The 22,598-nt window shown below is 63.9% G+C and carries 21 protein-coding genes, 1 tRNA gene and 2 pseudogenes; 17 read left to right on the forward strand and 7 right to left on the reverse strand.

Annotated elements, in window-relative coordinates:
* Positions 1-5: 5 nt before the first annotated feature.
* The 9 genes and pseudogenes from cobO (at position 6) to HZY77_RS12170 (ending at position 7,783) form a co-directional block, all read left to right on the forward strand.
* The gene (cobO, locus tag HZY77_RS12130; RefSeq protein WP_296815091.1) at positions 6-617 is read left to right on the forward strand and encodes a cob(I)yrinic acid a,c-diamide adenosyltransferase; all 612 of its coding nucleotides are present in this window, start codon (positions 6-8) and stop codon (positions 615-617) included.
* A gap of 56 nt (positions 618-673) precedes the next feature.
* Positions 674-1,852, forward strand: coding sequence for a glycosyltransferase (locus tag HZY77_RS12135; protein WP_296815094.1), 1,179 nt, complete (start codon positions 674-676; stop codon positions 1,850-1,852).
* Positions 1,853-1,859: 7 nt separating this feature from the next.
* Positions 1,860-2,762 (forward strand): annotated as a pseudogene (gene gluQRS / locus HZY77_RS12140) (tRNA glutamyl-Q(34) synthetase GluQRS); the annotation flags it as partial.
* Positions 2,763-3,446: 684 nt separating this feature from the next.
* Positions 3,447-3,523 (forward strand) — tRNA-Met (locus tag HZY77_RS12145).
* Positions 3,524-3,721: 198 nt separating this feature from the next.
* On the forward strand, positions 3,722-4,189 hold the full coding sequence (locus tag HZY77_RS12150) for a DUF202 domain-containing protein (RefSeq protein WP_296815096.1): 468 nt from the start codon (positions 3,722-3,724) through the stop codon (positions 4,187-4,189).
* Entirely contained in the window at positions 4,186-5,526 is a 1,341-nt protein-coding gene (gene miaB / locus HZY77_RS12155) for a tRNA (N6-isopentenyl adenosine(37)-C2)-methylthiotransferase MiaB (RefSeq protein ID WP_296815098.1), read from the forward strand. The genes HZY77_RS12150 and miaB overlap by 4 nt, the downstream gene beginning before the upstream one ends.
* Positions 5,523-6,444: pseudogene (locus HZY77_RS12160) on the forward strand (PhoH family protein); the annotation flags it as partial. The gene miaB and the pseudogene HZY77_RS12160, both read left to right, overlap by 4 nt.
* Before the next feature lie 51 nt (positions 6,445-6,495).
* A complete protein-coding gene (gene ybeY / locus HZY77_RS12165; RefSeq protein ID WP_363154637.1) occupies positions 6,496-6,942 on the forward strand; it encodes an rRNA maturation RNase YbeY in 447 nt (148 codons plus the stop codon).
* On the forward strand, positions 6,926-7,783 hold the full coding sequence (locus HZY77_RS12170; RefSeq protein WP_296815101.1) for a transporter associated domain-containing protein: 858 nt from the start codon (positions 6,926-6,928) through the stop codon (positions 7,781-7,783). The genes ybeY and HZY77_RS12170 overlap by 17 nt, the downstream gene beginning before the upstream one ends.
* A gap of 135 nt (positions 7,784-7,918) precedes the next feature.
* On the opposite strand, the gene HZY77_RS12175 is transcribed toward HZY77_RS12170, so the two are convergent.
* On the reverse strand, positions 7,919-9,064 hold the full coding sequence (locus HZY77_RS12175; RefSeq protein ID WP_296815103.1) for an SAM-dependent methyltransferase: 1,146 nt from the start codon (positions 9,062-9,064) through the stop codon (positions 7,919-7,921).
* Between the two features lie 66 nt (positions 9,065-9,130).
* On the opposite strand from HZY77_RS12175, the gene HZY77_RS12180 reads away from it, so the two are divergent.
* The 3 genes from HZY77_RS12180 (at position 9,131) to metK (ending at position 12,227) form a co-directional block, all read left to right on the forward strand.
* Complete coding sequence (locus HZY77_RS12180; protein ID WP_296815106.1) at positions 9,131-9,871, forward strand: pteridine reductase; 741 nt, start codon at positions 9,131-9,133, stop codon at positions 9,869-9,871.
* A gap of 29 nt (positions 9,872-9,900) precedes the next feature.
* The gene (locus HZY77_RS12185; RefSeq protein WP_296815108.1) at positions 9,901-11,013 is read left to right on the forward strand and encodes a class I SAM-dependent methyltransferase; all 1,113 of its coding nucleotides are present in this window, start codon (positions 9,901-9,903) and stop codon (positions 11,011-11,013) included.
* A 35-nt stretch (positions 11,014-11,048) separates the two neighbouring features.
* Entirely contained in the window at positions 11,049-12,227 is a 1,179-nt protein-coding gene (gene metK, locus HZY77_RS12190; protein ID WP_296815110.1) for a methionine adenosyltransferase, read from the forward strand.
* Between the two features lie 49 nt (positions 12,228-12,276).
* Here the strand turns inward: metK and HZY77_RS12195 are convergent, their stop codons facing one another.
* Together HZY77_RS12195 and HZY77_RS12200 are read right to left on the reverse strand one after the other, a co-directional pair.
* On the reverse strand, positions 12,277-12,720 hold the full coding sequence (locus HZY77_RS12195; RefSeq protein WP_296658796.1) for a potassium channel family protein: 444 nt from the start codon (positions 12,718-12,720) through the stop codon (positions 12,277-12,279).
* A gap of 353 nt (positions 12,721-13,073) precedes the next feature.
* A complete protein-coding gene (locus HZY77_RS12200; protein WP_296815113.1) occupies positions 13,074-13,682 on the reverse strand; it encodes a polymer-forming cytoskeletal protein in 609 nt (202 codons plus the stop codon).
* A 489-nt stretch (positions 13,683-14,171) separates the two neighbouring features.
* On the opposite strand from HZY77_RS12200, the gene HZY77_RS12205 reads away from it, so the two are divergent.
* Positions 14,172-14,951, forward strand: a complete 780-nt coding sequence (locus tag HZY77_RS12205; RefSeq protein WP_296815116.1) for a flagellar brake protein — start codon at positions 14,172-14,174, stop codon at positions 14,949-14,951.
* 40 nt (positions 14,952-14,991) lie between these two features.
* On the opposite strand, the gene HZY77_RS12210 is transcribed toward HZY77_RS12205, so the two are convergent.
* On the reverse strand, positions 14,992-16,404 hold the full coding sequence (locus HZY77_RS12210) for a DHA2 family efflux MFS transporter permease subunit (protein ID WP_296815119.1): 1,413 nt from the start codon (positions 16,402-16,404) through the stop codon (positions 14,992-14,994).
* Positions 16,405-16,640: 236 nt separating this feature from the next.
* Between HZY77_RS12210 and HZY77_RS12215 the strand changes: the two genes are divergently transcribed.
* From HZY77_RS12215 to HZY77_RS12225, 3 genes are all read left to right on the forward strand, one after another.
* Positions 16,641-17,096 (forward strand): ligand-binding protein SH3, encoded by a 456-nt coding sequence (locus HZY77_RS12215; RefSeq protein WP_296815121.1) that lies wholly within the window; start codon positions 16,641-16,643, stop codon positions 17,094-17,096.
* A 194-nt stretch (positions 17,097-17,290) separates the two neighbouring features.
* A complete protein-coding gene (locus tag HZY77_RS12220) occupies positions 17,291-17,605 on the forward strand; it encodes a transcriptional regulator (protein WP_296815124.1) in 315 nt (104 codons plus the stop codon).
* Complete coding sequence (locus tag HZY77_RS12225) at positions 17,598-17,882, forward strand: helix-turn-helix domain-containing protein (protein ID WP_296815126.1); 285 nt, start codon at positions 17,598-17,600, stop codon at positions 17,880-17,882. The genes HZY77_RS12220 and HZY77_RS12225 overlap by 8 nt, the downstream gene beginning before the upstream one ends.
* Before the next feature lie 754 nt (positions 17,883-18,636).
* Here HZY77_RS12225 and HZY77_RS12230 read toward each other — a convergent pair.
* A complete protein-coding gene (locus HZY77_RS12230) occupies positions 18,637-19,647 on the reverse strand; it encodes an NAD-dependent epimerase (RefSeq protein ID WP_296815128.1) in 1,011 nt (336 codons plus the stop codon).
* Between the two features lie 55 nt (positions 19,648-19,702).
* On the opposite strand from HZY77_RS12230, the gene waaA reads away from it, so the two are divergent.
* Positions 19,703-20,968 carry a lipid IV(A) 3-deoxy-D-manno-octulosonic acid transferase gene (gene waaA, locus HZY77_RS12235; protein ID WP_296815131.1) on the forward strand — a complete coding sequence of 422 codons (1,266 nt, stop codon included), beginning with the start codon at positions 19,703-19,705 and terminating at the stop codon, positions 20,966-20,968.
* Between the two features lie 12 nt (positions 20,969-20,980).
* On the opposite strand, the gene HZY77_RS12240 is transcribed toward waaA, so the two are convergent.
* Positions 20,981-22,291: a TolC family outer membrane protein gene (locus HZY77_RS12240; protein ID WP_296815134.1), complete on the reverse strand. Its 1,311-nt coding sequence runs from the start codon at positions 22,289-22,291 to the stop codon at positions 20,981-20,983.
* 26 nt (positions 22,292-22,317) lie between these two features.
* Complete coding sequence (locus HZY77_RS12245; protein WP_296815136.1) at positions 22,318-22,578, reverse strand: rhodanese-like domain-containing protein; 261 nt, start codon at positions 22,576-22,578, stop codon at positions 22,318-22,320.
* Positions 22,579-22,598: the final 20 nt, after the last annotated feature.

Below are 22,598 nucleotides of genomic sequence, written 5' to 3' on the forward strand. Positions count from 1 at the left end.
TTGCCATGAATACTGAATCCGCAGATCGCAATGCCCGCCATGCCGCGCGAATGGCACGCAAAAAGGCCCTGATCGATGCGGCCATCGGCGCCGCCACCGACGAACGCGGCCTGCTCCTCGTCATCACCGGCAACGGCAAGGGCAAGAGCACCTCGGCCTTCGGCACGATGGCGCGCGCGCTTGGCCACGGCATGAAGGTCGGCGTGGTGCAGTTCATCAAGAGCCGTACCGATACCGGCGAAGAAGCCTTCCTCGGCAGGCAGCCCGGCGTCGAGTGGCACGTCACCGGCGACGGCTTCACCTGGGATACGCAAAACCGCGCACAGGACATCGCAACCGCCGAACGCGGCTGGGCGATCGCCGCGCGCATGCTGGGCGACCCATCCTATCAGCTGGTGGTGCTCGACGAACTGACCTACCTCTTGAGCTACGGCTACCTCGACAGCGACGTCGTGCTCGACGCCTTGGCCAACCGGCCGCCGATGCAGCACGTGATCGTCACCGGGCGCGCCGCGTCCGACGCGCTGATCGAGCTGGCCGACACGGTGTCGATCATCGCCGACGAAAAACACGCCTTCCGCGCCGGCGTGAAGGCGCAGCCCGGCATCGACCTGTAATCAACCTGTAACCGTCTTGCCATACAACACGGGCTTTGCTTCTGGCGGAGTCTGCCGTGCGTATCCTGATGGTGTCCGACGTGTATTTCCCGCGCGTCAACGGCGTGTCCACGTCGATCCAAACCCTGCGCCAGGCGCTGACCGAAGCGGGGCACAGCAGTCTGCTGGTGACGCCGGACTACCCGGCCGCGGCCGCCGAGTCTGGCGTCGTGCGGGTGCCGGGCTGGCAGATTCCGCGCGATCCGGAAGACCGGTTGATGCATCCGCGCGCGCTCACTCAAGTACTCGATGCGCTCGATCCCGCCGACTTCGATCTCGTCCACATCCACACGCCCTTCCTGGCGCATCGCGCCGGCGTGCGCTGGGCCCGTAGGCACGGCCTGCCGTGCGTCGAGACCTACCACACGCTGTTCGAGGAATACTTCCACCACTATCTGCCTTTCCTGCCGAAGCCATGGCTGGCGGCGGCGGCGCGGATGATTTCGCGCAAGGAATGCGACGGCGTCACCGCGGTGATCGCGCCGTCGTCGGCGATGAAGCAGGCGCTGCTTTCGTATGGCGTCAGCAGCCCCATCCACATCATTCCCACCGGGCTGCGGCTGGCCGACTTTTCCAACTGCGACGGCCCCGCGTTTCGCGCCCGCCACGACATCGCATCCGGACGTCCGGTGATGGCCTATGTGGGACGGGTGGCGTTCGAGAAGAATCTGGATTTCCTGCTGCAGGTGACCGATCAAGCACGTCGCAGCCTGCCCGATGTGTTGTTCGTCATTGCCGGCGAGGGCCCCGCGCGCGCGTCGCTCGAACGCGCAGTGGCGAAGCGCGGGCTTGCCGGCAACGTGCGCTTCGTCGGCTACCTCGAACGTCGGACCGAATTGTCGGCCTGCTACTGCTCGGCGGATGTCTTCGTCTTCGCGTCCAAGACCGAAACCCAGGGCCTGGTGCTGCTGGAAGCGATGGCGCTCGGCGTGCCGGTGGTCGGGCTGGCCGAAATGGGCACCAAGGACGTGCTGCAGGAAGGGCAGGGCTGCCGTATCGCACCGGACGATGTCGCGGGATTTGCCCGGGTGCTGACGCCTTTGCTGACGGATCGTGCCGCGGCACAGGCGCTCGGCGCGGCTGGCAGGACCTACGCGGCGAACTGGAGCGAAGCGCGCATGGGTGAAGCCATCCTCGCGCTCTATCAAACCCTGCATACAGGGCCGGTGGCCGGAGGCATACCCGCCCCTGCATAATGGCCGGGTGAATTCCGTACCCTACGTCGGACGCTTTGCGCCGTCTCCCACCGGGCCCTTGCACGCCGGTTCGCTGGTCGCCGCCGTGGCGAGTATGCTCGACGCCCGCGCAGCCGGCGGGCGCTGGCTGGTCCGCATGGAGGATCTCGACCGCCCCCGCTGCGAGCCCGGCGCGGCCGACACTATCCTGCGCCAGCTGGAAGCCTATGGCCTGCACTGGGACGGCACGGTGCTCTACCAGTCGCAGCGCGACGATTCCTATGCCGCAGCACTCGATGCGCTGAAAGCCCGCGACGCGGTCTATCCGTGCGCCTGCACCCGCAGCCAGCTCGCCCAGTCGCAGCGCAATCACGAGGGCGAGATTCTCTATCCCGGCACCTGCCGTAATGGCCTGCCGCCCGGTACGATCGCGCGGGCATGGCGGGTGCGCGTGGCGGATGCAAACTTCCGTTTTCACGACCGCATCCACGGCGACCTGGAACAGAACCTGGCCCGCGACGCCGGCGACTTCATCGTCAAACGTGCCGACGGCCTGTTCGCCTACCAGCTGGCCGTGGTGGTCGACGATGCCTTCCAGGGCATCACCCACGTCGTGCGCGGCGCCGACCTGCTGTGGAACACGCCGCGCCAGATGGTTTTGCAAGGCCTGCTGGGGCTGCCGACGCCGGTTTACGCGCACGTGCCGCTCGTCACCAACACCGCTGGCCAGAAGCTATCCAAGCAGACTCTCGCCCCGACCTTGCCCGAGAGCGGACGGGGCGCGGTGCTGGCGCAGGCGCTCGTCGTGCTTGGCCATCCGCCGCCGCCGGAACTGAACGATGCTGGGCCGGCTGAACTCCTGGCGTGGGCAGGCGCACACTGGCGCATCGAGAATGTGCCGCTACGCCCCGCCATTGCCAACGCCGCCCCTGACCGGACAATCCGCTCACCCCTTACCGCTCACCGTTTACCAAAATGGCCCAACTCCCCCGCCGTTGAACAGGTCCTGCGCGTCCACGCGCCCTTCATCCACACCGTGGTCAATGCGCTGCGCGATCGCAGCCAGCTGCCCGACCTGATGAAACAGCTCGATGCCGCGGAGCAGGCCGGATGGGCGCGACTGGTCGGCGCATTGCGCCACGTGATCGACGGCCGCCGCGATCCCTCGATCAAGCTGGGGCTGGACGAGGAGGACAGCATTCTGCTCGACGCCATCCTGCGCGGCCTCGACAATCCGGCCACGTTGCCGCCGCTGGAGGCCCAGCCGGACGGCAGCAGCGCCGCCCCAGGACTGGCCGCGCTCATCGACGCCTCGGCGCGCGGCGATGCACAGGCGATGTCGGTGCTTGCCAACATGGCCGAACAGATGATGAAAGCAGGCGGCGACATGGCGTTGCTGGGCGGCCGCATGCGCCGGCTCGTCAACGGCGAGCGTGACACCGACCAGCTCGTCGCCGGCATGGGACCGTTGGGGCGCGAACTGCTGATCAGCCTGCTCGACGAGCTGGCCAAACTGCGGCCGCAGTGAATTCCCCGGCCACTTTGACAGTACATGCCCTGGTCAGCTAAAATGCGCGCCTTTTCGGCGGTCCTCAGCCGGAAAAGCAGTCCCAAGGGTGATGTAGCTCAGCCGGTTAGAGCGACGGATTCATAATCCGTAGGTCGGTGGTTCAAGTCCACTCATCACCACCAGAACACCAGCGGCCTGCAGCGATGCAGGCCGTTTCGTCTCGGTCAATGGCACGTGGCCGACCTGCTTCTTGAAGCTGGAACAATCTGTCCGTTCATGCGTCACAAGAATGCAACATTCGTCCCGGCCAGATTAACGACAGACGATTTGACGAGGTAAAGTGTGATCGACGACCCTACCTGGAATTCGAACGCGAAGCCATGATTCTGCGCGACTGGCTCGCGCTGGATCGCACGGTTCTGGCCAACAAGCGCACCTTTCTGGCCTACAGCCGGACCGCTATTGCCATGGCGGTTCTTGGCATCGCATTCATCAAGCTGATCGGTCACCCGTTCTTCGAAATCAGCGGATTCCTTTTGGTCCTGTCCGGGATCGTGGTCTTTTATGTCGGAGCACGCGAGTACAGCAGTAATACCAAGCGCTTCAAAAACTGGTCGAAAAGGAACGTGCCCTGGAGGCACATATGCACGAAGTGGAGGCCGTGGAAGCGAAAGAGGACAGCAGCATTGGAACAGCGGCCAATCGGACATCGGCTTCGGCAGGTTCCACGTAATCGGAAGGCAGGTAAAGGTGATGCTGGCGCCCCGTTCCTTATTGCTACTTACTTGATCGAAACCTGCAGCGAATTTCCCGCCCCCAGTTTATTCACTGTCCCGGCATCCCCATGAAGAAGATCTACATCAAAACTTTCGGCTGTCAGATGAACGAGTACGACTCGGACAAGATGGCCGACGTGCTCAACGTCGCCGAAGGCTTGACCCCGACCGACACGCCGGACGATGCCGACGTCATCCTGTTCAACACCTGCTCGGTGCGCGAGAAGGCGCAGGAGAAGGTGTTCCATGACCTCGGCCGGGTGCGCCACCTGAAGCAGGTGAACCCCAATCTCATCATTGGCGTCGGCGGCTGCGTGGCGAGTCAGGAAGGCGCGGCGATCGTGTCGCGCGCGCCCTTCGTCGACGTGGTGTTCGGCCCGCAGACCTTGCATCGCCTGCCCGAGCTGATTGCGAAGCGGCGCGAGAGCGGCCGCGCCCAGGTCGACATCAGCTTTCCCGAAATCGAGAAATTCGACCACCTGCCGCCCGCGCGCGTCGAAGGGTCGTCGGCCTTCGTCTCGATCATGGAAGGCTGCTCCAAATACTGCACCTTCTGCGTCGTGCCCTATACGCGCGGCGAGGAGGTCTCGCGCCCGTTCGACGACGTCATCGCCGAAGTGGCCGACCTCGCCGGACGCGGCGTCAAGGAAGTCACGCTGCTGGGGCAGAACGTCAATGCCTACCAGGGCATGCTGCACGAAGGCGGCACCGCCGACTTCGCCTTCCTGCTGGAGATGGTGCACGAGATTCCCGGCATCGAACGGATCCGCTACACCACCAGCCACCCGCGCGAAATGACGCAGCGTCTGATCGAATGCTACGGCAAGCTGCCCAAGCTGGTATCGCACCTGCACCTGCCGGTGCAGTCCGGCTCCGACCGCATCCTCGCGGCGATGAAGCGCGGCCACACGGTGCTCGAATTCAAGTCCATCATCCGCAAGCTGCGCGAACAGCGCCCCGACCTTTGCCTGTCGTCGGACTTCATCGTCGGCTTTCCCGGCGAGACCGAGGCCGATTTCGAGGCGACGATGAAACTGATCCGCGAACTCGACTTCGACGCCAGCTTCTCCTTCATCTACAGCAAGCGCCCCGGCACCCCGGCGTCGGACTATCCCGATGATGTGACGGCCGAACTGAAGACGCAGCGCCTGATGCAGCTGCAGGCGCAGATCGAGGCGCAGGCGCAGCGGGTCAACCAGGCCATGGTCGGCACCGTGCAGCGCGTACTGGTCGAGGGGCACGCGCGCAAGAACGCCGAGGAACTCGCCGGCCGCACCGACAACAACCGCATCGTCAACTTCGCCGGCCAGCCGCGCCTGATCGGGCAGTTCGTCGACGTCACCATCACCCAGGCCCTGCCGCACAGCCTGCGCGGCGAAGTGGCGATCACCGAGAGCCAAACCGCTTGAAAACCGACATTGTTGAACTGCGGCTGGCCCCGAGGACAACCGGCGGCTGGCCAACCTGTGCGGGCCCATNNGGACGAGAACCTGCGTCAGATCGAGGCCGCGTTCGATGTCACCATCGGCCGCCGCGGTTCAAGTTTTAGATTCACTGGCGACGCCGCGCAGGCCGAGAAGGGCGCGCAGGCGATCGAACATTTTTACAACCGCGCGCACGACGAGTTGAGCCTCGACGACATCCAGCTCGGCCTTGTCGAGCTCACCCGCGGCCGTGCCGACGAGGAAGGGCCCGCGCTGCGCACGCGCCGCGCCGACCTGCGTGCACGCACGCCACGCCAGGGTGAATACATCGAGCAGATCCGCAGCCACGACATCACCTTCGGCATCGGTCCGGCCGGCACCGGTAAGACCTATCTGGCCGTCGCCTGTGCGGTCGACGCGCTCGAACGCGAGCAGGTCAAGCGCCTGGTGCTGACGCGCCCCGCGGTGGAAGCGGGCGAGCGGCTCGGCTTCCTGCCGGGCGACCTGACGCAGAAGGTCGATCCCTACCTGCGCCCGCTGTACGATGCGCTGTACGACCTGATGGGCTTCGACAAGGTGACGCGGCTGATCGAGCGCCACGCCATCGAGGTGGCGCCGCTCGCCTTCATGCGCGGGCGCACGCTCAACCATGCCTTCATCATCCTCGACGAGGCGCAGAACACCACGCCCGAGCAGATGCAGATGTTCCTCACCCGCATCGGCTTCGGCGCGCGCGCGGTGGTGACCGGCGACCCGACGCAGATCGACCTGCCCAAGCACGTGAAGTCCGGCCTGATGGATGCCAACGACGTGCTGGAAGGCGTGCGCGGCATCGCCTTCACGCATTTCCAGTCGGAGGACGTGGTGCGCCACCCGCTGGTCGGCCGCATCGTCGACGCCTACGCCGCGCGCCGCGCGGAAACGGACAANGTGAGCCCGCAATTCAGTCTGTCGGTGCAACTCGCCAGCGACGCCGACAACCTGCCGAGCCGCGAACAGATCCGCCGCTGGGTCGCTGCCGCGCTGGAACACGCCGCCGAGATCACCGTGCGCATTGTCGATGCCGAGGAGGCGCAGACACTCAACCAGGACTACCGCGACAAGGACTACGTCCCCAACGTGTTGACTTTCGAATACGGCGAGATTGCGCCTGGCATACTCGGCGGCGACGTGGTGATCTGCGCGCCCGTGGTCGAGCGCGAGGCACGCGAGCAGGGCAAGCCGCTGAAGGATCATTACGCGCACATGACCGTTCATGGTGTGCTGCATCTGCAAGGCTACGACCACATCGACCCGGCTGACGCGGATATCATGGAATTGCGCGAAGCCGTTATACTGAGGCGATTCCGCATTCCTAATCCTTATCTTTCATTTCCTGACGAAAATGGAGTCCGACAGTAGTCCGCATAAACCGAGCCTGCTCGAACGCATCTCCCACTGGTTGATGCGTGAACCCGAAGACCGTGAACAGCTGATCGAATTGCTGCACGGCGCCTACGAAAACAGTTTGATGGATGCCGACGCCCTGGCGATGATCGAGGGCGTGCTGCAGGTGTCCGAGATGCGCGTCGGCGAGATCATGATCCCGCGCGCGCAGATGGATGTCATCGACATCAATGACGCGCCCGAGGTCTTCATCCCCTTCGTCATCGAGACCGCGCACTCGCGTTTCCCGGTCATCGACAAGGATCGCGACGACGTCATCGGCATCCTGCTGGCCAAGGACCTGCTGCGGCACTATGCCGAATCCGACAGCGACATCCGTGGCATGCTGCGCCCCGCCGTGTTCATTCCCGAATCGAAACGGCTCAACGTGCTGCTGAAGGAATTCCGCTCCAACCGCAACCACATCGCCATCGTCGTCGACGAGTACGGCGGCGTGGCCGGACTGGTGACGATCGAGGACGTGCTCGAGCAGATCGTCGGCGACATCGAGGATGAATACGACTTCGACGAAACCGAGGACAACATCATCCGCGAGAAGGAAGACGTGTTCCGCGTGAAGGCAGGCACCGAAATCGACGATTTCAACCAGGCCCTGGGCGCGCATTTCTCCGACGAGGAATTCGATACCGTCGGCGGCCTCGTCGTCTCGCGCTTCGGTCATCTGCCCAAGCGCGGCGAGTCGGTCAAATTCGACGGCTTCCAGTTCAGCATTTTGCGCGCCGACAGCCGCCGGTTGCATGCGGTGCGGGTGACTCGCCTGCCACCGGAAGAGGACGCGCAGTTGCCGTTGGTCTGATCCTTGAGCCGTTCGCCCTGAGCTTGTCGAAGGGCATGTCCGGGTAAGCACAGGGTCGCTTCGACAAGCTCAGCCGAACGGCATTACTGTTAGACTCTCTTGGCTAAGTTAGGACGAATGGCTCGAAAGATTAACTCAAAGCGTGTGTCGGCGGTCGCCGCGCGCAAACCCGGCAAGCGGCGCGACGCTGCCCTTGCTCAACCCGATCACCTTGAATAGCTCACCCATCTCGGCGGGCGACACCAGGCGCTGCACGGCGTTGGCCTGCGGTAGATAAGCCGCCGCATCCGCAGGCGGCGTCTGCATCAGCAATTCGGTCAACCCGCTTCCCAGCAGGAAATTCGCCTGGCTCGCGTAGCCCGCGAGTGCCAGCCCAGCGTCCTGTCCCGCACGCGCCACCGCGCTGAAATCGACGTGCGCAGTGAGGTCACACAGGCCCGGCAGATAAAACGGATCGTCGAGCGCATGGTGACGGACATGCACGCGCAGCGTGCCCATGTGGCGTTGCGGATGGTAGTACTCGACGGCGGCAAAGCCATAGTCGATCATCAGGATCAGGCCGTGGTCGAGCATGCGGGCGAGCGAAGCGATCAGGGCGTCGGCGGCAAGATTGATCTCGGACAGATAGCCGGGTGCCTGATTGATCGTCCCGGCGCGGGCGCGCAGCACAGGGTCGGCGATGGGCCGGTCCTGCCATGCGAAGGACTTTCCTTCCCGCACCACGCCACGCGTCTGCGCGCCGTCTTCCGTCCAATGCACCAGCTCCACCGGCAGCGCGTCGAGCACCTCGTTGCCGAGGATCACGCCCCGGAAGTGATCGGGCAGCGCATCCAGCCATTGCACCCGTTCGCACAGATGCGGCCGTTCGCGCACAAGCGTTTCCTGCTGGCGCTGGCGCAGGTCGGCGCTGACTTCCAGGATGCCATAGCGTGTCGGCAAGGCGCCCAGCCGTTCCAGCTCGCCCAGTATGTCCGCCGCCAGCTTGCCGCTGCCCGCGCCGAGTTCCAGCACCTCGCCGCCGGTCTCGGCCAGTACCGGTGCAATCGCCTGCGCCAGCGTGCGGCCAAACAGCGGCGTCAGTTCCGGCGCGGTGACGAAGTCGCCTGCCGTGCCGAATTTCGCCGCGCCGGCGGCATAGTAGCCCAGCCCCGGCGCATAGAGTGCGGCTTCCATGTAGCGCGAGAACGGGATCCAGCCGCCCGCGTCGTCGATCATCGCATGCAGATGCGCGGTCACGCGCTGGCTGTGCGCAAAGGCGTCAGGAGTCGGGACGGGCAGCATCGAGTTCGGGGATAATGCGCAATGGCTGGATAATCCAGAATCGAGTGACTATAAAGGCGAATCCCGATGCATGGCAAAGTCGTATTGATTACCGGCGGGGCCAGGCGTGTGGGCGCGGCCTCGGCGCGCCTGCTGCACGCGGCCGGCGCCAACCTGATGATCCACTATCGCAGCTCGGCGGCCGAGGCGCGCGCGCTGCAGAACGAACTCAATGCCCTCCGCCCCGATTCGGTGGCGCTGATCCAGGCCGACCTGAACGACACGGGCGGCCTGCCGAGCCTGGTCCACCAGACCGTCTCTTCGTTCGGCGGGCTGGACGTGCTGCTCAACAATGCGTCGAGCTTCTATCCCACGCCGGTCGGCACCATCGGCGAAAAGGACTGGATCGACCTCATGGGCAGCAACCTCAAGGCCCCCATGTTCCTGTCGCAGGCCGCCGCGCCCGAACTGAAGAAGCGCCATGGCTGCATCATCAACATCACCGACATCCACGCCGAACGGCCGATGAAAAGCTACGTCGTCTATTCCGTCGCCAAGGCCGGTCTTGTGGGGCTCACCAAGTCGCTGGCACGCGAACTCGCGCCGGAAGTACGCGTCAACGGCATCGCGCCCGGGCCGATCATGTGGCCCGAGGACGACGCGAACTTCGACGAGGTCTCGCGCCAGCGCATCGTCTCGCACACCATGCTGAAGCGCGCCGGCGATCCCCACGATATCGCGCTGGCGGTGCGTTTCTTCGCGATGGATACCCACTACGTGACCGGGCAGATCCTGGCGGTGGACGGCGGACGCAGCGCGAAGCTGTGACGAAACCTCAACCTGACGCACCGCCTGCCGTGCTGAACTGGACCGAGGCCGGCGAGAGCCGGACCGCCCGCTGGCGCTCGGAAAACGGATCGCCGCCACCCAAACGCGTGATGCTTGCGGACGACCGCCTCGCGGCGGATGCGGCGTATCGCCTGGCCAGCGAGGGCAATGCGCTGCTGTGGCGCGGCGATTTCCAGAATGCGCGCCAGTTGCTGCAGGCCATGGCGCGTCGCATCGACCGCAAGCCGCGCAAGCCCGCCGCATCGTCGATCGAGGCCTTCAATCTTTATCGCCAGGCCCAGTCCCAGCGCGCCCGTACCCTCGGCATGCTATTGCTGCCCCTGGAGGCGGATTACAGCATTCCCTTGCGGCGCGCGCCGAATGTGAAGGAAGCCTGCGCCGAGGCCTATGGTGCGGGCGAGGTGCCTTCGGTGGTCTCGCTGCGCGAGTTGCTCGGCGTGATCGGCGCCCACGAGTGGCGCAAGAAGGGCGTCGACATTCCGGTGCTCGGCGAACGCATCCACCCGCACTACGGCGTGTTTTCGCCGGTGCGCGGCGAGTATCTGCGGCTGGTGGCCGAGGCGCCGCTGCCTTCGTCGGCGCTCGCCTTCGACATCGGCACGGGAACGGGCGTGCTGGCGGCGCTGTTGGCGCGCCGCGGTGTCAAGCACGTCGTCGCCACCGACCAGGACCCGCGTGCCCTGGCGTGTGCGCGCCAGAACATCGCCCGGCTCGGGCTGAAAGGACGGGTGGACGTCGTCGAGGCCGATCTGTTCCCGCCGGGGCGTGCGCCCCTGGTCGTCTGCAATCCGCCCTGGTTGNNCCCGCGCGCGCATTCTCCGCTCGAACACGCGATCTACGATCCGGACAGCCGCATGCTGCTCGGCTTCCTGAACGGGCTGGCGGCACATCTGGAGCCAGGCGGCGAAGGCTGGCTGATCCTGTCGGACCTGGCCGAGCATCTGGGCCTGCGCACGCGCGCATGGCTGCTCGATGCGTTCGACGCGGCCGGATTGGACGTCGTGGCGCGGCTGGACACCCACCCTACGCACCCGCGCGCGGCCGATCAAACTGACCCGCTCCACGCCGCCCGTGCCGCCGAGGTCACGTCGCTGTGGCGCCTCGCGGCACGCGAAGCCTAATCCCTTTTCGCATCACGCTACACAGGAAACCGACCATGAATTCCCGCCGCCATCTGTTTACCTCCGAATCCGTCTCGGAAGGCCATCCCGACAAGATCGCCGACCAGATTTCCGATGCCATCCTCGACGCCTTTCTGGCCGAGGAACCCGAGGCCAAGGTGGCCTGCGAAACCTTCGTCGCCGACAACCTGGTGGTGATCGCCGGCGAGTTCAAGACCGTCCGCAAGGAACTGTTCGACGAGGTTCGCGAGCGCGCCGAGGGAATCGCCCGCCAGGTGCTGCGCGACATCGGTTATCGCGACACCGAAACCGGCATCGATCCCAACACCTGCGAAGTGCAGGTGCGCTTCAACCACCAGTCCATCCAGATCCACAAAGGCATCACGCTCGCGGGCGGCGACATCGGCGCCGGCGACCAGGGCCTGATGTTCGGCTATGCCTGCGACGAAACNCCCGACCTCATGCCCTATCCGGTCTGGCTGGCGCATCGTCTGGTGCAGAAACAGGCCGAACTGCGCAAGTCCGGCGCCTTGCCCTGGCTGCGCCCCGATGCCAAAAGTCAGGTGACGGTGGCCTATGAAGGGCAGCGGGTGGCCGGTATCGAGAACGTGGTCATCTCCACCCAGATCGAGCGCGACCTCGACCCCGCGTGGGTCGCGCAGGAAGTCGCGCGCGAAATCGTCGATCCGCTGGTGCCTCTGGCGTTGCGCACGCCGGGCTTCAAGCTGTGGGTCAATCCTGCCGGCCCGTTCGAGATCGGCGGCCCCAACGGCGACACCGGCCTCACCGGGCGCAAGATCATCGTCGACACCTATGGCGGCTCCTGTCCCCACGGCGGCGGTGCGTTTTCGGGCAAGGATCCCACCAAGGTCGATCGCTCGGCGGCATACATGGCGCGCTACATCGCCAAGAATCTCGTGGCGGCGGGCTATGCCAGACGCTGCCTGGTCCAGCTGGCGTATGCCATCGGCGTGGCCGAGCCGGTGTCCCTCTTGATCGACACCTACGGTACCGGGACCGTGGCGGACGACACCCTCGAAGCCATGGTGCGCCGCACCTTCAGGCTCACCCCGCGCGGCATCATCGAGAGTCTCGACCTGCGTCGCCCGATCTATCGGAAGACCGCAGCCTACGGCCACTTCGGGCGGGCCGAGCCGGGTTTCAGCTGGGAGCGCGTGGACCAGGCGGAGGCGCTGGCGGCCTCGAACGGCTGACCCGGCGCGCCGGGGAAAAGCCGGCCTCCCGTTACCTGCGCGCACACGCTCACTGGTGGCGCCGCGCCGCGTCCAGATTCCAGAAACGCTCCATGGCAATGTAGGTGTACGACGCCGACCAGCCGATCAGCAGCAGGCCGTTCAGCGCTTCCACCCCGGCAATCATCCGGATCTGACCGACGGGCGTGAGATCGCCAAAGCCGAGCGAAGTATAGGTTTCTGCAGAAAAATAAAGACAGCTTGCCAATGAATGGCCGGACGGCCCGCTGAGGGCGCCTACCCCGAAATATTTCGTCAGGAGATAGATGGTCAGACCGTAGAGCGTCATTTCCAGCGCATGGGCCATGAAGGCCGTCGAGATGACGACCAGCAGCTTGCTGCGGTTGGGAATGGCGAGCGATACCAGCCGCGTGTTGAGGCTGCTGAGCGCCTCGTAGTGGGTGACGGTGGTCAAGGCCAGGAGCAGGACACAAGCGAGCGCAACGATGAACATACGGGACCCGATGACGGCAGCCAAAGCGGCAAAAATGCGGCCGGGGGCCGCGCCGATTTCTTGACAAGCCAGCCCGCAGGAACGTTCGCATGAATGAGCGCCTGGGGAAATGAAGTTTTCGTGAAGCCCCGTTTACATGGGGCCGCCCCAGCGCATCGAACCTGCATGACGTGAGCAGGCTGCCGGGGATTGGAGCAATCCGACCGGGCCGAGTTCAGTCCGGCGGGTCGTTTTCCGCACCGATTCAGCAGGCCGGATAGTCGATGTGAGGCAAGGATGGGGCGGGGCGTCGAGCGTCCCCGAAGATGCGGGCGGAGCTGTCGCCTATCGCAGACAGCCCTGCCTCAGATTGGTCAGTTGCGTCGCTGGTTGCGGCCGAACGTGGATGCGGAACGAATCTCTTCGAGCTCCGCTGCCTTCTCCTGGACCGCTTCGGACACCGGCGCCGCGGCATCCGGCAGCTTGGCCAGACTGGGGCCGGCCGTATGCATCGCCATGTTGCCGGTGATGACGCCGCCTTCCTCGACCATCAAGGCCCCGTAGCGGATCGTGCCGTTGACGCGGCCGGTGGCATAGACCACCAGCCGCTTGCGGGCGGTCAACTCGCCCTCGAAGGTGCCATGCACTTCCGCCACGTCGATCTCGGCCTTGCCCGAAAACACGCCGCCTTCGGCGATGCGGATGTCGCGGCTGTTCATCGACGCTTCCACGCGACCTTCCACCACCAGGATTTCGCAATCGGTGATCTCGGCGCCCTTCAGCTTGATGTTCGGCCCGACGATGAGTTTGCTGCCCTCTTCGTTGCGCGTGGACGGGATGGCTTCCGGAGCCGTTTCCACTTTGGTGGGCTCGGCCGGCTTGGCGGTTTCGGCCGGTTTGCTCGGATATCCCGAATGGCCCGTCCGGGTCGAATCAGTTCGTGAATTGCTGGAAGTGCCGGGTTGCATGAAGGATTTGAGCATGGGTAGGGTCTCTCTCTGTATCGGGGTGAATCTGGGTGAAACGCTCTGGTGTGGTTGCGGCCGGAACTGGACGCACGGGTGGATTAGCAACAGATGGGCCAGCACAGAAAACCCGTTGATAAACAGTCGTGTAAGAAATTCAGCAGGCTCGGCCAAAGAGAAAAACAGGCCAAAACGTCGCCTGACGACGACATTGGAATCAGCCTATTTTGGAATATTCCTACAAAACAAAAAGATAGGACGGATTGAGCCTGTCGTCATATGACGACAGGCTGGCATGCCGCATGTGAACGAGATGCGGCGAGTGTGGTTTACTTGGAAGGCTGGCACGGTAAGGGGAGAGGAATCGCCGATGGCCGGTATCGTTATGATGACCAGGAGGCATCNAGACGAAACGTCGAACTGCGTCCGCCCGGGAACCCGATGCGGGCCTTGGCAAANTTGACGTACCGTCATGCCGTATCGAGAAAATTGTCACGTGGACGCGCCATGTCAGAACAGCACAAATCAACCGCCCCAGACAAGCCAACATCCGGCGGCCCGGAAGATTCATCCGCCAAAGCCGGCAAAGTCGAGCCGGCCTCGCCCCAGCGCGAATCCGGGGTGCTGTCGCTGGACCAGATCAAGCTGGGCATCGGCGATACGATACAGCTGCAGTTCCAGTCCGATGTCGAACCGTCCCGCTGCTTCGTCACCCTGATCGGTTACCTGGAAGGCCAGAGCGTCATCGTGACCACGCCCATCATCAATGGCAGCCTGATGCTGGTGCGTGAAGGGCAGGATTTCGTCGTGCGCCTGTTCAGTGGGAAAACGGCCTACGCCTTCACCGCGATGGCCAAGCGCGTCACCAATACGCCCTACCCGCACCTCCATCTCGCCTATCCCAAGGAAGTGCGCGGACTGGTCGTGCGCGGCAGTTCGCGCGGGCGGATCAACATCATCTGTCACGCCACGTCCGAAGGNGGGCGAGGCCATGCCTGCGTTGCGCGCGACATCAGCCTCGGCGGCGCCTTGCTCGCCGCCGGCGAAAAGATGGGCGACGTGGGCAGCCCGCTCACGCTCAAATTCCGCGTCAAGATCGGCGACGCCGAGCATGTGCTCGTATTGGACTGCACGATTCGTTCGGTGAATGCGTCGCGTCCCACGGTGGATGAAAACCTCACCCTCCTGCACGGGCTGTCGTTCGACAACGTGAACAGCCAGGACACGCTGGTCATCTCGGCGCTGCTCTACCAGAACATGATCAGCGCGCAGGAAGTGGAGCGATAGGTCGGCGGCGGATCGCGCAGGCGGGCCGTTTTTACCGCGCTCATTCCACCACGCGCACCGATCCCCGGCTGACGATTTCGCCATCCCTGGGGCGGAGCGACCAGAACGACAGCGACGAGAGGATCGTCAGCCCGGCCAGCGTCAAAAAGGCATGGTGCAGCGCGGTCGTCACCGCCACGCGGTCGGTTTGCGGCAGGTCGCCCAGATACCAGCCGGCGATCAGCGAACCGCACGCCAGCCCGAAGCTCATCGACATCTGCTGCAGCGAGCTCGCGATCGTGCTGGCCATGCTCGAATCGGGCGTATCGATGTCGGCGTAGGCCATCGAATTCATGCTGGTGAACTGCAGCGAATTGAAGAAGCCCATGGACAGGCCCAGCAGCACGATCAACGCGATCGGCGTGGCCGGGTTCACCAGCGAGAAGAGGCTGATGACGCAGCCGATCATCACCGTATTCACGATCAGGATGCGCCGGTAGCCGAAGTGCGCCAGCACGCGCGGGGCAATGATTTTCATGCCCATGGCCGCCGCTGCGGTCGGCATCATCAGCAAGCCCGACTGCCAGGCCGGCAGGCCCAGGCCGAGCTGGTAGAGTAGCGGCAGCAGGAACGGCATCCCGCCCACCCCCAGCCGCGTGACGAACCCGCCCATCACCGAGATGCGGAACGTGCGTACCCGGAACAGCCTCAGGCGCAACAGCGGATGAGGCGTCTCGCGGGCATGCCATACATACGCGGCCAGCAGGCTCACGCAGAGCAGAAGCAACACGGCCGCCGAGGTGGCGTCGATCCGGTGCTCGCCGAAGATTTCCAGCAGCCAGGACAACAGCGCCGTGCCGCTGCCGAACAGGACCAGGCCGACGACATCCAGCGGGCGCGCCGCGTCGCCGCGATAATCCGGCATGTGGCGATGCGCCAGCCACAGCGCCAGCAGGCCCATCGGCACGTTGACGAAGAAGATGTAGCGCCAGGAAACCCAGTGCACGATCAGGCCGCCGACCGTAGGTCCGAGCAGCGGGCCGATCAGCGCCGGGATGATGACGAAATTCATCGCCCGCAGCAGTTCCGATTTGGGAAACGTGCGGATGATCGTCAGCCGGCCCACCGGCATCATCATCGCCGCGCCCACGCCCTGCAGAATGCGCGCCGCGACCAGCATCGGCGCGTTCAGCGCCAGGCCGCACAGGACCGAGGAAAAGGTGAAGAGCCCGACCGCGATGCTGAACACGCGCCGCGTGCCGTAGCGATCCGCCATCCAGCCGCTCACCGGAATGCATACCGCCAGGCTCAGGATGTAGCTTGCCACCACCGCCTTCAGGCTCAGCGGCGTCACCTGCAGGCTTTCCGCCATCGCCGGCACCGCCGTGTTGACGATGGTGGTGTCCAGCTGCTCCATGAATAGCGCCACGGCCACGACCCAGGGCAGGTAGCGTTTAACCGTGGCGGGATTCATCGTTGAAGGTGGGGTGGCGGTTTCGAATGGCTAATCGACATCGGGCAAGGCGAGCGGGTCAGTATGGGCTGATTCATCGAGCCGATAAAGGTTCTTCGCGCGGCCGGCTGACTGTGTGATGTATCGATTAATACGATAGCAAATGCCGATAAATATCGTTTGATAAATAGTTCGTCGCTTCATATCCTGTGGCCGCACTCAACTGGCATGTTTTTCAATCACCACAGGAGCAGAAAATGAATGGCTTGATCGCGAACTTNCCNCCCGACGGCATTGTGACCGTGAACCGCGTCGTGCTCAAACCCGAATACAGCGTCGAGGACCTGCAGGAGCGCGTGGCCTTCCTCTGCGAAAACGTCAAGACCTATCATTCCGACACGGGCTTCGTCGGCGGCTTTGTCGCGTTGAATTCCGGGCAAGTGTCGAATGAAGGCTCGACCATCGGACAGGCGGTCGAAAGCCCCATGAAAGGCCGCGAAGCGCTGATCGTGACCTTCTGGACGACCTTCGAACTCCACGAGCGCTCGCACAAGTCGGAGACCTTCCAGCCCCTGTTCCGGCGAGCGCTCGAACTATGCGAAAACGGCAACGAAGAAATCGCCTACGAGATGCTGTGGTCCGGCAAGGCCTACGATCCCGTGGAACTCGAAGCGGCGCGGCATGCCAAGGAGGCTTATCCCGCCAAGGCCTAGGGCCAGCACACAACAACTTTTACACCAATGAAAATTTAGGGGCTTGGTTCGGTAGGTAGATCGAGCCAGGCTCCTTTTGATTTGCTGTTCATCTGTGTGGATGGCGAAGTGGCGGCTGGCAGGCGGATATTGCTGCCCGAAAGCGATGGTTTTTCGATATTGCCCACAATACGGCAGTGCCGTATCATTGTCTAATGTACACCGTCATCGAAACGGATGTTTTCGTGCGTGCAGCAGCCCAGGTCTGGACGGATGCCGAGCGTATCGCGTTCATCAACTGGCTGGCCGCCAACCCGGACGCGGGCGATGTCATTCCGGGCGCCTGCGGGTGTCGCAAGGTCCGATGGACGCGCCCCGGCATGGGCAAACGCGGCGGCGCGCGGGTCATTTATTTCAACCAGCTGGAGCACGGCGAAATCTGGTTGTTGATGGTGTACGTGAAAGCGAAGTTCGACAACCTGCCCGCGTCATTTTTGAAACAATTGCGAGAGGCCATAGAACATGGATAAGGAAATGGAACAGTTCCAGAAGGACTTGCTGGACTCCGTCCGCCAGATGAAGGCGGGCAAGGGCGTCCGGAAAACCCAGGTTGCCCTGTCGCCCATCGCCGAGGCGCGCAGCCGACTGGGAATGTCTCAGTCCGAACTGGCTAGCCTGATGGGGGTGTCCACCCGCACGCTGCAAGACTGGGAGCAAGGCCGCCGCAAACCCACCGGCGCGGCGCAAACGCTGCTGCGTGTGGCAATTGCGCATCCGGAAGCCTTGTTGGATTTGAAGGCTGCGTAAGAGGGGTGGCAAAAGGAAGACCCCACCCTAATCCTGTTGTTCAGATAGCGCATCCCTTATGAAGGTAAGGTCTCTTTCGTCAAATGGGCGAAATTCACCATCTCGGAAAGAAAAATATCCCCGCTCAATAACATGCGCCGAAACAAACCAAAGCTCTTCTGCGGCTGAGTCAATTTCTCTCGATCTGTCTGGGATGTATTTAACTTGTAATGACAGAGAAGACCGGTTTGTGAGATGGGAAAATATTTGGTGACTACTGGGACTTGGCGTAAAGAAACTTGAGCTTATATTTACCACTGGCTGCAATAGGGAGTCACATTCGCTAATGTGAACATAATGCGAACTGGGCGTCAGATCCCGCATGGAGATCAATAAGGAAAGAAGCTCCTGAAAGCCTGGCTTGTCGATGTCTTTGCGGGGTGATGTCCGTAGAGCTCCGACCAAGTAGGGAATCGTGAGGCCAAAACCACCAGTGTTGTTTCTATGCTGGATGAGCTTGAACCATAGCGGAGGCATGAAAGTAAACAGCTGTTCCTAACTAAAAAGAGATCCAACCACGAGACTTAAAAACCTGTATGCGAAAACAAAAAATAAGTGATAAACAAAAAAATTAATACATAAGAAACGATAACGGCCGCATATATAACTATTAGTCCAGCCTTCTCAAATAGAGAAGCGCGTTTGAACTCATCTAATTTGTAACGAAGTTCATTTCGGAGTGTCGAACTAGTAGGGTTTTGCATAGAGACCTCTTTCAGCTTAGTTTCTTGTACTTCCGATACCACTCCACCCACTTCCCGATCCCAAACTCCAGCGTCGTCGCCGGCTTGAACCCGGTATCGCGGATCAGATCGTCCACATCCGCGTAGGTCGCCTGCACGTCGCCGTCCTGCATCGGCAGGAAATTCTTCTTCGCCTCCTGGCCCAGTGCCTTCTCGATCGTACCGATGAAGTCCATCAGCTGCACCGGGGTGTGGTTGCCGATGTTGTAGATGCGGTAGGGCGCGTGGCTGGTGGCGGGGTCGGGGTGCTTGTGGTCGAAGTCGGGGTTGCCCTGCGGGATGCGGTCGAGCACTTTCACGGTGCCGTCGGCGATGTCGTCGATGTAGGTGAAGTCGCGCATCATGTCGCCGTGGTTGAACACGTCGATGGTGCGGCCTTCTAGGATGGCCGAGGTGAACAGCCATGGCGACATGTCGGGCCGGCCCCAGGGGCCGTAGACGGTGAAGTAGCGCAGGCCGGTGGTGGGCAGGCCGTAGAGGTGCGAGTAGGTGTGCGCCATCAGCTCGTTGGCCTTCTTGCTCGCGGCATAGAGGCTGACCGGATGGTTGACCGGGTCGTGCACCGAGAACGGGATCTTGGTGTTGGCGCCGTACACGCTCGATGAACTCGCGTAGACGAAGTGCTTGATGCCGTGGTGGCGGCAGCCTTCGAGCAGGTTGGCGAAGCCGACCAGGTTGGACTGCACGTAGGCGTGCGGATTCTTCAGCGAGTAGCGCACGCCGGCCTGTGCGGCGAGGTTGATGACGGCGTCGAAGTGGCCCTTCTCGAACAGGTCCTCCATCACCATGCGGTCGGAGATGTCGTCCTTGACGAAGCGGAAGTTGGGGTAGGGCTTCAGCTGTTCGAGTCGCGCGAGCTTGAGCGCCGGATCGTAGTAGTCGTTGAGACTGTCGATGCCGACCACCTCGTCGCCGCGCTTGAGCAGGATTTGCGCGACGTGCATGCCGATAAACCCGGCCGCGCCGGTGAGCAGGATTTTCATTGTTGGGCCTCCAGAGTGGCGTCGATTCTAGCACTCGCCCATTTACAATCCGGTGATGTCCACCCCGCGCCTGTTATTCGACTGGAGCCTGTATCGGCTGGCCCTGCTGCTGGCGGCGCCGCTGATTCCGCTGCGCCTGCTGTGGCGCGGGCGCCGCGAGCGCGGTTATTTGAAGCACTGGGGTGAACGCCTGGCACTCGGCCCGGCATCGGTCACGGGCGCGCTGTGGATCCACGCGGTGTCGGTTGGCGAGATGCGCGCGGCGCAGCCGCTCGTCCAGGCGCTGCGTGACGCGCATCCGGACGCGCCGCTGCTGCTGACCTGCATGACGCCGACCGGGCGCGCCACCGCCGAATCGCTGTACGGCAGCTTCGCGCGCATCGTCTACCTGCCTTACGACTATGCCGGGTCGATGCGCCGCTTCATGCGCCGCGTGCGGCCGCGCGTCGGCATTCTGATGGAAACCGAGATGTGGCCCAATCTTATCCATGCCGCCGCGCGCGGGCAGGTGCCGATCGTGCTGGCGAACGCGCGGCTGTCCGAGCGCTCGGCGCGCGGCTACGCGCGGCTGCCGGCGCTGACGCGGGCGTGTCTGCAGCGGATCGCGGTCGTTGCCGCGCAGTCCGACGCCGACGCCGACCGCCTGCGGACACTCGGTGCGCCGGCCGTGCACGTCACCGGCAATCTCAAGTTCGACATTGCGCCGCCTGACGTGTTGCTCGAACGCGGCGCAGCGTGGAAAAGGCAATGGGGATCGCGCCCAGTGCTGCTCGCGGCGAGCACGCGCGAGGGCGAGGAGGCGCCGCTGCTGCGCGCGTTTGCCGAGACCGCGCCGGACGACGTGCTGCTGGTGCTGGTGCCGCGCCATCCGCAACGCTTCGACGAAGTGGCGGCGCTGATCGAGGCGGCAGGCCTGGCGTACCGGCGGCGCAGCGCGCTGGACGAGGCGCCGCTGGACCCGCGTGTGCGCGTGCTGCTGGGTGACAGCCTGGGCGAGCTGTTTGCGTATTACGCGGCCTGCGACGTGGCTTTCGTCGGCGGCAGCCTGATGCCGCTGGGCGGGCAGAACCTGATCGAGGCGGCGAGCGTGGGGCGGCCGGTGCTGGTGGGGCCGCACACTTTCAATTTCGAGGAGGCGACACGCCGCGCGATCGAGGCCGGTGCGGCACGGCGGGTCGACGATGCGACGGCCTTGATGCGTGACGCGCTGGCGCTGCTGGGCGATGCCCCGGCGCGTGCCCGAATGGGCGAGGCGGGACAGGCCTTTGCCGCCCGCCATCGCGGCGCGGCGACGCGGGTGGCCGAGCTCGTTCCGGCTTAGGCTGTCGGCGCTTTATTGCGCCGCGGGTTTCAGGTGCTGGTCGATCTCGGCGAGGTCGGCGGGATTGAGGCTGCCCACGGCGGCCTTGAGCGACAGGCCGGCCAGCAGGTAGGCGTAGCGCGCGCCGGCCAGGTCGCGGCGGGCGGACAGCACCTGCTGCTCGGCGTTCAGCACGTCGAGGCTGGTGCGCACGCCGACCTGCAGGCCGAGCTTGGTGGAGTCGAGCTGGGCCTGGGTGGAGGTGAGCGCCTGTTCCAGCGCTTTCACGCGGGCCGCGCCGCTGCTGACGTTGAGCCAGGCCTGGCGGGCCTGCAGGCTGGCGTCGCGGGTGGCGGCCTCGAGATCCTGACGTGCCTTTTCCTGGTTGGCGACGGCTTCGCGCACGCGCGAGTTGACGAGACCACCCTGGTAGATTGGCAGGTTGAGCTGCACGCCGATGCTGGCGGCGCGGGTGTCCACCTGCATCGTGCCGAAATTCTGGTTGTTGTTGATGGTGTAGCCGGCGACGGCGTCGAGCGTGGGGTAATGGCCGGCGCGGTTGCGTTCGACTTCCTGGTCGGCAATGGTTTTGGCAATGCGCTGTATCTCGGCCTGCAGGTTGCCTTCGGTGGCGCGTGCGGCCCAGGTGTCGATGGACTCCGCTTCGACCTTGAGCGCACCCGGTTCCACGAAGATGTCGAGCGCGCCGGGCGGCTTGCCGATGAGTTTTTCCAGCGCGCGCAGACGGATGGCGAGGCTGTTCTGCTCGGCGATTTCCTGCGCCACGGCGAGGTCGTAGCGCGCCTGCGCTTCGTGGGTGTCGGTGATGGTGGCGGTGCCGACCTCGAAGTTGCGCTTGGCGGACGCCAGCTGTTCGGAGATGGCCGATTTTTGCGCATTGATGAAGGCGATGTTGTCCTGCGACTGCAGCACGTCGAAATAGGCCTGCGCGACGCGCAGGATCAGGTCCTGCTCGGCCACCTTCAACTGCATCTCGGCGATCTTGACCTGCTGCTTGGATTGCTCGTACTGCACCATATTCTGTTTACGGAACAGCGGCTGCGTGGCGTTCAGCGACAGGCCATTGGACGCGAAGTCGGCATCGCCGCCGGGCAGGCTGGAGTCGATCTTGTTGTACTGGGCATTGCCGCCCAGATTGACGTTGGGCAGCAGTCCCGCACGCCCCTGGACCGCCTTCTCCTGACCGGCCTGGTAGGCGGCGCGGGCGGCGGCATACTGCGCATCGTAGGCCTGCGCGTCCTGGAAGACGGCGGACAGGTTTTCTGCGTGGGCGGCTGGCGCCAGGGCAAGGGCAAGGGCGAGAGACAGGGGTTTGAATTGCATGGGGTCCAGTCCTAGGTAGAGGGTATTCAGTAGCGCGGCATGGCCGGATCGACTTCATCGGCCCAGGCGGCGACACCGCCCGCGAGGTTGACGACGCCGACAAACCCGGCTGTCTCCAGATAGCGCGCCGCGTGATAGCTGCGTACACCATGATGGCAGATGACGACTGTTTCGGCATTCTTGTTCAACTCCGACAGGCGTGCCGGCAACTCGCGCATCGGAATCAGGATCGCGCCGGGCAGGCGGCAGAGGTTCCACTCCCAGGGTTCGCGCACATCGAGCAGCACGGGCGTGTGGCCAGACTGGA

Source organism: Thiobacillus sp. (assembly GCF_013693775.1).
Classification (GTDB): Bacteria; Pseudomonadota; Gammaproteobacteria; order Burkholderiales; family Thiobacillaceae; genus Thiobacillus.

Bases quoted from the DNA above. Each gene is read 5' to 3' on its own strand.
- cobO (WP_296815091.1), top strand. From the start codon at position 6: ATGAATACTGAATCCGCAGATCGCAATGCCCGCCATGCCGCGCGAATG.
- HZY77_RS12150 (WP_296815096.1), top strand. From the start codon at position 3,722: ATGATTCTGCGCGACTGGCTCGCGCTGGATCGCACGGTTCTGGCCAAC.
- miaB (WP_296815098.1), top strand. From the start codon at position 4,186: ATGAAGAAGATCTACATCAAAACTTTCGGCTGTCAGATGAACGAGTAC.
- HZY77_RS12170 (WP_296815101.1), top strand. From the start codon at position 6,926: ATGGAGTCCGACAGTAGTCCGCATAAACCGAGCCTGCTCGAACGCATC.
- HZY77_RS12175 (WP_296815103.1), bottom strand. From the start codon at position 9,064: ATGCTGCCCGTCCCGACTCCTGACGCCTTTGCGCACAGCCAGCGCGTG.
- HZY77_RS12180 (WP_296815106.1), top strand. From the start codon at position 9,131: ATGCATGGCAAAGTCGTATTGATTACCGGCGGGGCCAGGCGTGTGGGC.
- HZY77_RS12195 (WP_296658796.1), bottom strand. From the start codon at position 12,720: ATGTTCATCGTTGCGCTCGCTTGTGTCCTGCTCCTGGCCTTGACCACC.
- HZY77_RS12200 (WP_296815113.1), bottom strand. From the start codon at position 13,682: ATGCTCAAATCCTTCATGCAACCCGGCACTTCCAGCAATTCACGAACT.
- HZY77_RS12210 (WP_296815119.1), bottom strand. From the start codon at position 16,404: ATGAATCCCGCCACGGTTAAACGCTACCTGCCCTGGGTCGTGGCCGTG.
- HZY77_RS12220 (WP_296815124.1), top strand. From the start codon at position 17,291: ATGTACACCGTCATCGAAACGGATGTTTTCGTGCGTGCAGCAGCCCAG.
- HZY77_RS12225 (WP_296815126.1), top strand. From the start codon at position 17,598: ATGGATAAGGAAATGGAACAGTTCCAGAAGGACTTGCTGGACTCCGTC.
- HZY77_RS12230 (WP_296815128.1), bottom strand. From the start codon at position 19,647: ATGAAAATCCTGCTCACCGGCGCGGCCGGGTTTATCGGCATGCACGTC.
- waaA (WP_296815131.1), top strand. From the start codon at position 19,703: ATGTCCACCCCGCGCCTGTTATTCGACTGGAGCCTGTATCGGCTGGCC.
- HZY77_RS12240 (WP_296815134.1), bottom strand. From the start codon at position 22,291: ATGCAATTCAAACCCCTGTCTCTCGCCCTTGCCCTTGCCCTGGCGCCA.